This window comes from Bdellovibrio sp. (assembly GCF_047637665.1).
Lineage (GTDB): Bacteria > Bdellovibrionota > Bdellovibrionia > Bdellovibrionales > Bdellovibrionaceae > Bdellovibrio.
In genome coordinates this window covers 1-13,212 of record NZ_JBLJBT010000022.1, presented here as the reverse complement: position 1 = coordinate 13,212, position 13,212 = coordinate 1, and the positions used below count along the sequence as shown (strand labels likewise).

The following is a 13,212-nucleotide window of genomic DNA, read 5'->3' as shown; positions in this document are numbered from 1 at the left end:
ACGACTCCGCCCTCTACAAGTTCTGACTTCTTTTGCCGAGAAGATCTAACGTCCAATAAAAAAAGGGGGATCAATGACCAAGCCTTTCCGAACCAGTCATCACAAACGACCTTCCTATGTCATAGCAGGTCTCTTGCTCCTCTTTTTTCCATTTCAAAACTGTTCGCAAGGTGGCTTTGAAAGCCTTAATTCTAACTCTTTCAGTTCAACGTCTGAGACAACTCCCGAGAGCACAACGCCTTTTGAGGCAACACCCCCTCCTGCTACAGACCCAACTCCTGGTTTCTATAGTTTGGACCCATCTTCAACTTCAGCCTTTAATTCTGGTTCCTCTTCCGATTCAAACGATCCCAACGATTTATCAAACCAAACTCAAAAAAACAGTTGCGAGTCTGGCCAGCATACTGAGAACAACCGTTGTGTTGCCAACACGAAGGCCTGCTTCAAAGATAACGCGATTGGGACGCAAACCTGGACTGGAAGTCGCTGGGGAAGCTGCCTCGTGTGCGGGGAGTCTTTTACTCCACTATTTAACACCTGTGTTCCTACCTACGACCTCGTCAACAACTACGTAAGCTTTTTAACATCTTGCTGGAAGGATGGAATATTTATCTGTGAAATTCCCAAGAGCAACGTCTATATCGGAATTCCGAATCGCCATTCGGGAGACTCACTCGTTGAATTCAAATTTCCCATCAACTTCACCGGAACCTCTGCGATCACCCTTGAATCAAAACATGTCATGCTCTATGGCCCGGGGGCGACAGGTTGTCGCAAAGGAGTCTCTGGATCTTCGTCAACACAACGAATTGTCACCATATCCCACTGCACAGGAACAGGTCCTTTGCAAATCAGCATTACGATGGGAAGCGCCAGAGGATTGCTCAACGAATCTCTTCCACCGTCATCCCGATCCAGCGCGATCATGATCACCAATCGACTTCCGAATCAGCAATTTTCTATAGCAAAAGATCTGGACTATCCTGGTAAAAACGGAAACGTCAAATTCGATCTTCTTTATCCCACTGACTACGCCTCAAAGAAAAATATCCCCGTGGTGATCTGGCTTCACGGTGGAGGTTGGGCCGGCGGCAACAAGGACCTTGATTCTGCGACGGCGGAAAAAATGGCTCGCCTAGGATTCTTCGTCATCAATGCGAATTACACCCTGGCACCAAGCCCCGCGGGGGTCTTTCCACAAACCTTGGCTCCCGCATCTTCTTACAGAATTGGTTCCGACGACGTCAACGCACTTGTCAGCTTTGTAAAGACCGCCATCGTCCAATTTAACGGCGATCCCAACAAAATATCGATTGCAGGAGGCTCCGCAGGAGGACACCTGGCCCTGGTGCAAGCTTCACGCCCCGACACTCCCGTAAAATTGAAATGTGCCATTAGCCTCTTCGGCCCAACAGATCTAGTCTCTGCCGCAAAAAATACGAGTTATCCCCCAACCCAGTACATCGTGAAATCAATCTTCGGCTTTGATGAGGGTACTCAGATGGGAGCTTCACCGGCGCATCAAGTCGCCAATCTTAATACGGAGAAAGTTCTGATAGCGCATCAGATATTTGACAATCTGGTTCCTATTGATCAGGCCCTAAGAATGGCTGCCAACATAAGGGCGCTCAAACCCAAAGTTCTCCTCACAGAGTTCTACCTCAACAGCCCGACTCAACAACCCCTTATGAATCCACGACCGGAACAACTTACGCATTTAGGTAATGAGGAAACGACAGACGGTATGCTGGCTTATTTATATCAAGAATGTCGCTAAGAAAGAAAGTGCCCTCGCCAATTCGGCAAGGGCACTAACAAGATTTAGAGGTAACATCCCACTTTAAGAAGATTTCCTGGCACTTCCGCAGACAAAAGCGCCGAGATCGGAGAATCCGTGACAATCTGAGCATTTGAACGAAGGCGCAGAGTTTCCTTTCCGCTGGAGTCCTTCACACTCAACTCAAGATCCACCAAAGCCGGAGTTAAAGAACTATCAGAAGATTTGATGGCCACAGCCGAGGCTTCAATCCGTTGATTACCAATAGATATTTCCGCCGAAAAGTCCGCTTGCAAAGAGGTCTCGGACTTCTTATTCAAAACCACAATACGAGGCTCATCGTATACTTTCTGGGCCGTCGCCAGAAAGCACTTGATATCCTGCATACCCGCCTGCGCGGAAGAAACTCCGATAAAGGTCAAAACAAAAAGTAATAGCTTATTTTTCATATTACAACTCCTGCTTCATTGATTTATTTATATTTAAATTTCTCATAAAGTTCGGAAAAGAGAGCCGAAACTTCCTGATCAGATATTCCGCTTTTCAACACAACTGTCAATTGATCCACATTGTCCTGAATTTGCCCTGGCAAATCACCATACTTAAAGAAGCCCACGGGAATAGGTCTTGCCATAGCACTGTGGTTCTTAAGGGATTCTCTAAGAGTCTCTGCAAGCATTCTTCTTTGCGATTCTGAAGTTTCGTCCGGAAAAACAAAAGAGATAGAGACTTGGGCCCCTCGTCCCAAACGCTCTTCCAATAGAAGATGCAAACTCAATTTGCCGAATTTGTAGTCTTCCATAGGCATATCAGCCAGTCGAACACCAAAGATCTCGTAATTTTCTCCACCACCCGTGATCTTGCTGGCTCGGGCTGGCTCCATGGCCGCTTTGGTGGTTACGATACTTTTATAGTCTCTCCATGTATAATAAGCGTAACTTGTGCTCATCGTTAGAAAAGACGCAAGAAGTACGGAAAGTGATAGTAACGATTTTCGTTTCATTAGATCCTCCATTTTTTTGGATGTTTGTTCTAATGAAAGTCGTTGCGAGGATTATTCCAGCATCATTCTCTACTTAAATCGTCGCTATAAATTTTTGCTGTTTATTTAAAATTCGAATTACAATTTTTGCTGTCAGTGTCTTGGTTGAAAAATATTTTTCTCCCTGTTTTTCTAAATTGGGAGCAGTTGCAAATCAATTCCTTACAACGTCAAATCCACTAAATTTAAAATCGCTCTTCAGACCATTACGGCATAATCCCGCAAAGTCCCGCGCTGGAAAGTTCGACTGATATCGTGTCTACGCCGCCATTTTTAGCCCTTGTTAGACTGACTTTGGCTCCGGCCGCATCATAGTTTGGTACAAACCCCTGAGATAGGTATATTGTGGAGTAATCGTAAAAAGCCATACGAAACTTTTGATTGCGGCAATACTTAATAAGAAGGTGTGAAGATTGTTGCACTAACGATTCAGAGCCACTAGGGCTACCCCTTGTAGCCATTGCTACTGGCAGGACATCCATATTCAAAACCTCACAACTTGTTGCGGCCAGAGACTCGCAATATTTTTGAGGCGTCATTGCCTGCGATGCTAAAGGAAAAAGGAAGAAGCCAAGACTTAGAAATAATATTCTTTTTAGTACCATAAAACCTCCACAAACTCTCCCGATGGCAACTCGTGCTGTGTTTTTTTATAAAAATCTACAAACTCGAGCTGCTGTTCAGGGAATTCAGTTAAAGTGACTCTTTGATTTTCTGCTCCCGTCTGCCGGCTTACACATCCGACCGACAGAAGAATGAATCCGCATAAGGCGACCTTAATACCACTCAAGAGAATCCCCTCCGCCAGACATAGAAAGCCAATTACTGCCATCGCAGAATTCCATGACTTTAGATGTCTGATTGTAACGTTGATGTCCTTCAGTGGCCGACGAACATGCACTGCCTGTGTTGCCGGGTTTGATTTCACCTGAAACTTCCAATTTGGCGACCGGTGCGCTGACTCCGATTCCGACGTTGTTATTCAGGATCACATATCCGGTTCCACTGGGAGTCAATGTGACATTCTGATTCACTCCTCCAGCGGCAAAAACCAATGGCCCCGTTCCAGAGATAGACCCCGTGCTGCTTCCAGTTCCCCCGCGATCCAACGGCAAAACACCACTGATCAGTTTGCTGACATCCAAATCAGGAATATCCGTCGACGCCAAAGAGCGAAAGCTTGGAGCCCCCGCGGCGCCCGCTGGGGAAGCTAAAATTAAACCCGCCGACTGAGAATTCATTGCCACCGCTAAAGTACCACTGGAAGTCACTGGCCCCCCAGACACAGACATAAATGAAGGCACTGAGATATTCACGCTGGTCACTGTTCCAGAATTGCTTTGATCGGCTGCTGGAGCCCAGGCAGAACCGTTCCACTTTAATACTTGATCGTTTGTGGGCGCGACGTTCGAAATCGCACGTCCTTGTAGTTTCACCACACTGGGTGAGGGATACGATCCATCAAGATCTCCACCGGCAGTGCCACCGATCGAAATACTCTGGCAAGAAATCTGATCCGTGGCGGAAACATAGACTAAGGCCTTTCCTGCGGAACAGACTTGAGTAATATCTAAAAATCCTTGAGCGACCAAATTCGATCTAATATCACTGATGTTCAAAGGACGAAAACTCGGTACACCACTTGCTCCTGCTGGAGCCGCAAACACAGTGGCTGCACTTTGGGCATTCAACGATACCGATAACGTCCCACTGGAGGTCACGGGGCCCCCACTCACAGACATTATTGACGGCACCGATAGATCCACGCTGCTCACTCCACCACTACCACCGCCACTGCCCTCTTCATCATTTGCCGGTGCCCACGCGGTCCCATTCCATTTCAAAACCTGATTGCTTGTTGGCGCCGCCGATGAAACAGCACGACCTTGAAGCTGACTTCCACTGCCTGCCGTCCCAGGTAGACAAGTAAAATTCATTCCATCCCAAGTTAAGAACTCATTGGCATCACAACTGGGAATAATAGATTTAAGAACGAACTCGGATAAAGATTTATCCGCAAATTTCACGGTATTTGTCGCTTGCACCGCAAAAGGCACAGACCTGATCACATTGTCTGGAGAAATTAACTGCCAGCCCTTCCCGTCCCAAAACTGCACACGCAATCGTCGCTCTGCAGAGACTGCTGGAGAATAATTCCCTCCTCCGTCGCAAGCATGCGAAATGGAGTTGTTAAACACATCTGAAAACTTATATGTTCCTGATGTCGGAAAAGACCTCGTCCCCAAACCAATGGGCACATCGAAAACACCCTTGGAATTGGCCATATTAATACCACTACGCTGTTCTCTGAAAAGAACGCAGGCGCCGTCATGCGATGTTATCTCAAATATGAAGGAAACACCGGAATACTCCAAAGGGGTCCCATCAGCTTTAGCGATCTTTCCCTGGTAAGACAAGGAATCAGGGCTTGCGACCACCATTTGAGACTTTAACAGGAGCAATGAGAGTATGAAAACAACCGATGATTTGTGCCTCTTCATCCAAAACTCCTTCCAAAAACACACGAACATATAGACTTTTCGGATCACTGAAGGGCTCTCTTGAAGAAACTCAAAGAGAAAATGCTCCCAAATATGTATTTTCCTTAGGGAGCGGGAGGAGGCGCCAGCCCACTTGAGAGCCGCGCTCTTCGACCTTAAAAATCTCTAGCGCGCAGGAACTCCATGAATCAAAATCTCCTGCCAAGCCACCCACGATGGTGACTTCGTCGTTTTAATTTTGATATAGCGAATATCCGATCTTGCATGCAGAGTCGAATTCGCCAGGTAAAGTATCTGCCCGTCTGACGTATTCTGCGAAAAAACATGCAGCTTCACCATACTGGACTCGCTGCTTGTGGGCCCTGCCCAAATTTCATGTGTGGTCTCGCCATTAGGCAACTGGGCGACGGCTAAATAAATCTCATGAACGTAGTGGTTCTTACCCAGATCCACCTGAATCCAAGAATCAGTTCCGACAGGTTTGCCACTGTTCCAGGCTGTTTTAAGATTTCCATCCGTAAACTGAGCAATCGAAGAATCTCTGGCCGTCGATCCCGCGGTCACAGCAACCGGAGAAATTCTCGAATCAGTGCCGGTATATTGCTGATGGAAGTATTTAAATTTAAGTCGAGTCTCAAGACTTAAATCTCTCAACCCCAACCAGCGACCTCCCGCCTCATCGATTGAGTTCCAAAGGAAAGTCACCACGCCCCACACCATCGGGTCGGTCGCAGCGAGATTCATAAAGCTGTCAGTGATTTGGCGAAGTTGCACTTCGCTCATCCCCATATTTCCCTTGCTATCCGTATAAATAGACGCCGGCGGAAGAATTAACATTTTACGTTTGCCGCCATCCGCACTGTTCAGCGCATTCACCTTCGTTTTTAACAAATTGTACATATTCATGTAAGGCTGTCGCACATGCTGAGGCCGCTGAGGCACAGGATAACCGCAAAGGTCCCAACCATCATAACAATCGAAACTGTAAATATCATAATTCGGAGGCAGACGAAGATCGCTACTTATCATTGGATATGCTTCGTTATAAATGACCGCAATCTCAGGAAAATCTTTTTTTACCAAATCTGCCGCGGTGACTAAGTAGTTATACATCGTATCGACAGAGACGCCTGTATTGACCGCATGCCAGTAAGGCTCATCCAAAGGATAAAGTCCGACGACCTTTGATTTATATTTCAGAAGAGCCGGTACCATTTTAGCCCAACGCTCTTTGTAATCCGCATACATCCCAAATTTTCCCGTCTGGGGATCTTTATAAAAGAATGCCGAAGATACCACTGCGATCGCACTAAAATTCTTATCAGCGGCAACTTTCAAACTGGCCTCATCCGCAGCCACAACCATGGTGTTCACATATCCGTTGATTTCTGCGGTTTGACTTGCTTCCACCAAAAAGTGAGCAAAGTACTTTCCATTGTCTTTCGGGCCATACACGATTTTTTGAGTGCAGCTCGAGTATTTCGCAGAACCTGAAAGCGTTCCATTTGTACAAACCCGCGTTTCTGTGGGACAACGTCCAGACGAATCAGCAACGGAGTTCAAATAAAGTACTTGCGAGCCACCATGCGGAATGGTTTGCCCGTTTAAAAGACAAGATGCGGGTTGTTCTACTGTGCAACTTGAGAACTGCCAACTGCCGCTCAAAACTCCGTTGTTACAAGTTCTAACTTGCGACTGGCAGGGAATTCCACTAGCCACCACACTCGTCGCATAAGCAACGACGGATTCCCCAGAGTTCACGGTTCTTCCTGCAAAAAGGCACGAGGACGGTGCCGCGGCGACGGCGACGCAACTAGCATAGTCTCCGACTCCGGTGAGCGCTCCGTTGAGGCAGGTTCGAGTCTGGGGCTGACACGTTCCCGAAGAACTTAAATAAGCGGCAATCGCCTGACCATGGGGTACCGTGATCCCATTAAAAAGACAGGAACGATATGTATTGATCTCGCAAGAGGAATATTCAAAAGAACCGCTCAAGACCCCTTTTTGGCAACTTCTGGATTCAGACTTACAAGTCTCCCCATTCGGAACTGTCGACTTTAAGTACGCAACAACCTCTTCACCACTTGCAATCGTTTTTCCATTAAAGAGACACGACCGCTCAGCACCAGAATCACACGATGAATATTGATAACTTCCGGAAAGAATACCGCTCACGCAGACTCTCTGCTCTGAAACACAAGAGCCGGAGGAATTCAAAAAGGCCGTAACACTTTGACCTTCTGCCAGACTCTGTCCGCCAAATTGACAAGACTGACTGGCAAGAGTTTCTGTGCCGCAGCCCGTTCCGCCGGCACCACAAAAGTCAACCCCAGCCTCCGATTGAGAAGCGACATCTGCCATAGTTTGAAATCGTCCACAATTTTGGAATAACAAAATTGGCACTAAGGCTACAATCAACAACCCCACCGGCATCGATACCCCCCCAAAAATCCAACTCCGAACAATCGACAACTACTCTTTACAGACAACATCCGTGGCAAATCCTCCACTGACTCCACTAGTAGGAGAGAGCGACCAAAATCCACCGGCTTGGAAGGACACCTTTTGATTTTTACCTTGAATAATCATATCATTCCCAGAAAGAGAAATTCCAGTTCCTGCGGATTTCCACGTAAAGATTCCGCCCAAAATCATCTCCGCCTTACTTCCCGTAATTTCACTAATCGCTCCATTAAAAATAGACACTAGATGTGTATAGGTCGTGATACCAGCCTCGGAAATAGACGGAGTTGCTCCGCCTCCCACAATAACGGCCTGTCCATTCATTTTAAATGACATTCCATTAAAAGGTATTGATAGGAATGGGTTACTCACAGACTCATCGCTCGTAGATCGAACTCTCACTGAAATCTTCGAACACGGGACCTGAGAGCAAGAGTGTTGCACGCCACCGTAAGTACAATTCCAACGCCAAGGCGCCTCATGTGTACCCGCTCCAGACACGCCCGAAGCAACACCAAAACGACAAAGAGTTGATGCCTCCGGATAAGTAAAGGACACGATTCCATTTGAAGAGCCGCAAACAGGAACCACAGAACATGTGGTGTTTGTATAGGAGCCACTTAGTTGCCCGTTATTGCAGAATCGAGATTCACTTTGACAACTTGTCCCCACGGGAACGACATTCGCAGCGTATGTAACAATGCTGGATCCATGAGGAACCGTCTTGCCCCCAATCAAACAAGAGGTCGGCTGCCCCGGACTGCATGAACCGTAAGGATATGTTCCCGACAAAGCTCCATTGCTGCAAGTTCTGGTTTGCGCGTTACAACTTTGCCCATAGGCCACAGATGAACTTGCATAGCCCACAATACTCCCACCGTGAGGAACCGTTTTACCGTCAAACACACAAGCTGCGGCCTGCCCCACCGAACAGCCGGGATATGTATAGCTTCCAGACAGCACTCCGTTGTCGCAAGTTCTCGACTGCATTGTGCAACTTTGGCCAAAAGCAACACTGGAACTCAAATACGCAGAAACACTTTGCCCATGCGGAATAGTCTTTCCGTCAAACAAACAAGACGCCGGCTGCCCGACGCTGCAACTTGCATATTCGTAGCTGCCAGAGAGGGCACCATCGACACAATGACGGACCTGAGAACGACAGGACTCTCCAAAGGAAACAGTAGAGACTAAATAGCTTGTGACACTCGTGCCACTCTTTACCTCACTGCCATTAAAGGAACATGATTTTTTCTCTGTCTGTGGGGGGGCGCTAGAGCTCAGATCCACTTGACTCTCGACCTCGGAAAATTGCAACTGCTGCGGACCACAGTTCTGAAATCCAAAAATGAGAATAATTACCATCAGCCCCGAGAAAAAATATCTAGAGCTTATGTTTCCTTTTAGAGAAAGCATCATCCCCCCTTAAACTTCTGGCGCAAACACCAGTAATAACCTATCGACAGGATGAAAGTTCTGCTCAAGTACCTACACAGATAAAACGCTCCCTGATTAAGATGTGGGAGCGCCTTGAGTTGAAATTAGACGTTACAGCAAGAGCGACCTCGCAAAAAGGACGCTCTAAAAAGAATCGAAGAAAGGCGGAAACACACGATCCACACGTACAACTTCTCCGCTCTGGGAAAAAGTCAGATCGTTATATTTACCCAGATAAAGATCACATCCAGGGAATTTAAAAAGTGGTTCAGAAAAAACAAGTCTCTTTATTTCTCCCGAAGGATAGAACTCGACGTAGCTATCAAATGTAAGAGTGTGGGCTGCGGGTTTGCACTGTCGAATGAACGGTGCTGATGAGGTGTTCTTTAATACAAAGCTAGAATAAAGAACGGCCTTATGAAGCGCCCCAGATGGGTAGTACTTTACAGGAGCAGGACCTCTTTTACGCGACAATGCCTGGGTGTAAACCAATTGTATGGCAATGCCATTATAGTCGCCATAGCTAAAGCTATTCTGCGCAAGTTGCTCATTCCAACCATTCTGTTCCAAGTCATCAACTTTGCTGAAAAGCCAGCTATTAAGATTGCGAGCCGCCGCTGAATTCTGGTGGGCATTCTCCGGCAACAAAGCTTCTCGATAAATGAGTTCGTGCATGATCAAGTAAGCGCGATCCAGCGCACTAGTCCGCTCCCAGGAAGCCTTATCAAAAACATAAGATACATTCTCCTGTACAACGCTGCTTATAAATACTGAGCCTTGAATGAGATGACAATGAGGTGGCTGCAGAACAACGTCGCCGTCATTGGTAGGCGCAATCACGAGATCTTCAACAAATATTCTGCGCTCCAGGAGTTCCTCAAACAGTCGCCGATATACCCCCGCTCTTGTCGGATTTACCTTTTCCAACTTTGCCAGAATATACCTAACAATATCGTTTTCGTCTGTGTAAGCAAAAAGAGACTTGGCGGGAGAACGTCCATCACGAAGATATCCCTCTGCCCTATCAAGCGAAACTATACCTGAGCCATACGAGCTTTCTTCAGAGCACTGAAGCTGAAGTCCTCCATTGCCACGCTCATGCCCTGAAACAATCGGCACAGCATACGTTTTTGAGGTGAGAACTAAAAGAACACATATTATCAACAGACGTATCATTTACTCTCCAGTTTCACTGATGGGAAATAGTTGAATTGAGAGTTGATACACATCTCTCTTTTCACCCTTCTCTAAAAGCGACGTCAAGGAGCGCCTAAAGTCGCGGATTAACTTTTTTGCCTTTGGGATATCCTTTGGATTCAAGGCAATAGTAATACTACTGAAATCTCTTTTTTCAATATCGACACTAAAAAGCTTTTGCTGGGCCAACAAAAGGTCTTGAGAATGACCGGCTTGAATATACCTATTTGGGACATCATAACCAGTTGTCGTCTGATTATATATGGGACACCAAAGTCCATCTTCCCAACGAATTAGATTAGCACCGTTAAGTATCTCCAACAAAGAAGACGTTTCTTGAGCCGAGAGGCCCATCGTATTGGCAATAAAAAGAGTTTGCTTATCCGCATCAAGATTCTCACTTCGACACTCTTGATATTTGGTTGTCTCCAGAAAACTCATGATAGCGCCAGGCTTCCAGGTTGAAAGCTTTTCGATTTCGGCTTCAGATAAGTGTTTTCCGTATCCTCGAGTGCTTTTCTTTGTAGTTTCCTCAGATAGGTAAGCCCTTCGTATCTGCTCCACCCGCTGGGGCGGCAACTTCAAGGCCGTGCAGGCCTTGCTCAGATAGTACTCCGTGAGACGTCTTTTTCCACTCAAGATCTCGGACAGTCGCCCGGAAGAGATCTCCATCTTAAGTGCAATTGATCTTAACGACAATCGTGGATTGCTCTTCCTTTTTTCGAGTATAATTTGTTCCAGAATTTTATGGCTTTTCATTATTACCCTAACGCAAGTGGTGCCGGTATAGATGAGGATTTCAAGTTTGTCATTTGTTTATGACTTAGAAGCTGGGCGATCTGCTCCCCTATTTATGAAAAATGGGAGCACTTTGAGGCACGAACATATTGGAATATTTTTCCACATGTCGGCGGCTTATCGAGCCACTCCAAAAAGTCCAGTTGGCCTCACTGCAAATTTTATTCAGAACCACCAAAGGCGGCCGAGTGCTTCCATATCTCCCACAATGTCCCTGGGCTAAACCATCGAATGCGATCTCGACTAGCCTACCCAATTTTCTTCGTCTAAAATAATTTCATGACCGCCAATGTGAAGTCCATTCAGGATGAGTTAAAAAATGAGCTGCTTGCTTACCATTCTGAACGAGGTCTCAGCCATCTGGGCTCTTGCCTTTCTTCGTTGGATATCTTGACCTCTTTATTCTGGGGACCCCTTAAAGAGGAAGATCACTTTATTCTCTCTAAAGGCCATGCGGCGAGTCTTCTCTATTTGATCCTCAATAAAAAAGGACTCTTATCGGATCAGGATCTGCAGGAGAGCTGTCGCGATGGCAGTCTCTATGGAGCACATCCCCCTTTTCACCCCCCGCAAAAGCATCCTTGGTGGGGATTTGGTTCTGGAAGTCTAGGTTATGGCATCGGACTCGGTTGTGGCGTGGCGCTGGCAAAAAGAATGAAAAACGACTTGAGTCACGTCTATGCCTTGGTTTCGGAAGGAGATCTTAACGAGGGCTCGAGCTGGGAATCTTTGCATTTCGCCGCACGCCACCAGCTTAAGAACCTCACCGTACTTTTTGATCACAATCAGGTTCAAGCCTTGGGAAATTCCTCAGATATTTTTCCGCTTCATCATTTACCGACGACCCTGGAACATCTGGGGTGGGACGTGCACCACCAAGAAGGGCATGATCTTACAAAAATAGATTTTAATACTGTCTCTACTGAAAAACCTCGTTTTTTTATTTTCTCTACTCAAAAAAACCAAGGCCTGGAAAATCTGTTTTCTCCCATTGAAGCTCACTACAAGTGGCCGAACAAAGTAGGCCTTCCTTGAAAAAGATGTTTTTTTCGTGGTTAGAAAACCACTTCAAAAATAAATCCAACAGTGTTCTTCTGCTTTGTGATTTGGGGTATCCCGAAGCCTTGGATCTTATGAAGGTCTTTCCTCAGAGAGTTCTTAACGTCGGCGTCTCGGAACAAAATGCCGCCTTAGTTGCCAAAGGACTTTGTGCTGAGGGCTTTGAGGTTTTTATTTACGGCATCAGCTCCTTCACTCTGTGGCGTTGCGCGGAAGTTTTAAAGTTGTATTTTGGACCAGAGGACTCTTTAAGAATCATTGGCAATGGCGGAGGCCTTGGGTACGGACTGATGGGAACCACTCATCACAGTATCGACGATCTGGGTTTGGTCAGTTTGTGGCCGACCTGGACCTCGTGGATTCCGGCCCGGGATCAGGAAGTGCCAGAAGTCCTCACCCTTTTGACCCAAAATGCTGGACCTCAATATCTGCGCCTTACAAATAACGCGGCCACGGGCAAAAATAGTTTTGAACCTCTGCGCGCCTTCTCTCAAGGCGACAAACTCACTGTCGTGACGGTTGGCCCCATGGTGGATCTAGCTCTGGAGGCGGCCCATCAAGAGACCGGCGTACAGACGTTCTGTATTGGAAAATGGCCTGTGGATCTAGAAAAGATAAATCAACATTTTGCAAAGACCGGTCGTTTGTTGTTTATTGAGGAGCATCAAGAGCCAGGAAGCCTTTCCTCCCAAATAAAATCTCAATTGGACGGCTCTCGCAAAAATATCCGCTCTCTCACTTTAAGTAAAAGCAACACCGCAGGATCTCGGGACGCTCTTTTGAAAATGCAGGGACTTGATAAAAAAAGTATTGCGAGTCACATCGTCTCTATGAAAAATAGAGTGCATGACAAAGACTGAGTTTCCCTACCCCCAATATCTTATTGAAAAAGCTCAGACTCTTCGTCATCGTCACATTTTAGTGACGGGAGCTCACGG

Annotated in this window: 12 protein-coding genes; 3 read left to right on the top strand and 9 right to left on the bottom strand. The window is 46.6% G+C overall.

Annotated features, from left to right (window positions below):
- Positions 1-73: 73 nt before the first annotated feature.
- Positions 74-1,777, top strand: coding sequence for an alpha/beta hydrolase (locus ACM64D_RS07250; protein WP_415062531.1), 1,704 nt, complete (start codon positions 74-76; stop codon positions 1,775-1,777).
- Between the two features lie 44 nt (positions 1,778-1,821).
- Here the strand turns inward: ACM64D_RS07250 and ACM64D_RS07245 are convergent, their stop codons facing one another.
- The 9 genes from ACM64D_RS07245 to ACM64D_RS07205 all read right to left on the bottom strand — a co-directional run bounded on the left by ACM64D_RS07245 (position 1,822) and on the right by ACM64D_RS07205 (position 11,176).
- The gene (locus ACM64D_RS07245; RefSeq protein WP_415062530.1) at positions 1,822-2,226 is read right to left on the bottom strand and encodes a hypothetical protein; all 405 of its coding nucleotides are present in this window, start codon (positions 2,224-2,226) and stop codon (positions 1,822-1,824) included.
- A 23-nt stretch (positions 2,227-2,249) separates the two neighbouring features.
- On the bottom strand, positions 2,250-2,780 hold the full coding sequence (locus ACM64D_RS07240) for a hypothetical protein (protein WP_415062529.1): 531 nt from the start codon (positions 2,778-2,780) through the stop codon (positions 2,250-2,252).
- A 245-nt stretch (positions 2,781-3,025) separates the two neighbouring features.
- Positions 3,026-3,424 (bottom strand): hypothetical protein, encoded by a 399-nt coding sequence (locus ACM64D_RS07235; protein WP_415062528.1) that lies wholly within the window; start codon positions 3,422-3,424, stop codon positions 3,026-3,028.
- The gene (locus tag ACM64D_RS07230) at positions 3,415-3,609 is read right to left on the bottom strand and encodes a hypothetical protein (protein WP_415062527.1); all 195 of its coding nucleotides are present in this window, start codon (positions 3,607-3,609) and stop codon (positions 3,415-3,417) included. Before ACM64D_RS07230 ends, ACM64D_RS07235 begins: the two co-directional genes overlap by 10 nt.
- On the bottom strand, positions 3,596-5,320 hold the full coding sequence (locus ACM64D_RS07225) for a hypothetical protein (RefSeq protein ID WP_415062526.1): 1,725 nt from the start codon (positions 5,318-5,320) through the stop codon (positions 3,596-3,598). The genes ACM64D_RS07230 and ACM64D_RS07225 overlap by 14 nt, the downstream gene beginning before the upstream one ends.
- A 165-nt stretch (positions 5,321-5,485) precedes the next feature.
- Positions 5,486-7,681 carry a hypothetical protein gene (locus ACM64D_RS07220; RefSeq protein WP_415062525.1) on the bottom strand — a complete coding sequence of 732 codons (2,196 nt, stop codon included), beginning with the start codon at positions 7,679-7,681 and terminating at the stop codon, positions 5,486-5,488.
- Between the two features lie 111 nt (positions 7,682-7,792).
- Positions 7,793-9,148: a hypothetical protein gene (locus tag ACM64D_RS07215; RefSeq protein WP_415062524.1), complete on the bottom strand. Its 1,356-nt coding sequence runs from the start codon at positions 9,146-9,148 to the stop codon at positions 7,793-7,795.
- 216 nt (positions 9,149-9,364) lie between these two features.
- Complete coding sequence (locus ACM64D_RS07210; protein WP_415062523.1) at positions 9,365-10,396, bottom strand: hypothetical protein; 1,032 nt, start codon at positions 10,394-10,396, stop codon at positions 9,365-9,367.
- Positions 10,397-11,176 (bottom strand): TIGR02147 family protein, encoded by a 780-nt coding sequence (locus ACM64D_RS07205; RefSeq protein WP_415062522.1) that lies wholly within the window; start codon positions 11,174-11,176, stop codon positions 10,397-10,399.
- A gap of 318 nt (positions 11,177-11,494) precedes the next feature.
- On the opposite strand from ACM64D_RS07205, the gene ACM64D_RS07200 reads away from it, so the two are divergent.
- Both ACM64D_RS07200 and ACM64D_RS07195 read left to right on the top strand, forming a co-directional pair.
- Positions 11,495-12,250, top strand: coding sequence for a 1-deoxy-D-xylulose-5-phosphate synthase N-terminal domain-containing protein (locus ACM64D_RS07200; protein WP_415062521.1), 756 nt, complete (start codon positions 11,495-11,497; stop codon positions 12,248-12,250).
- Positions 12,251-12,255: 5 nt separating this feature from the next.
- Positions 12,256-13,134 (top strand): transketolase C-terminal domain-containing protein, encoded by an 879-nt coding sequence (locus ACM64D_RS07195; protein WP_415062559.1) that lies wholly within the window; start codon positions 12,256-12,258, stop codon positions 13,132-13,134.
- Positions 13,135-13,212: the final 78 nt, after the last annotated feature.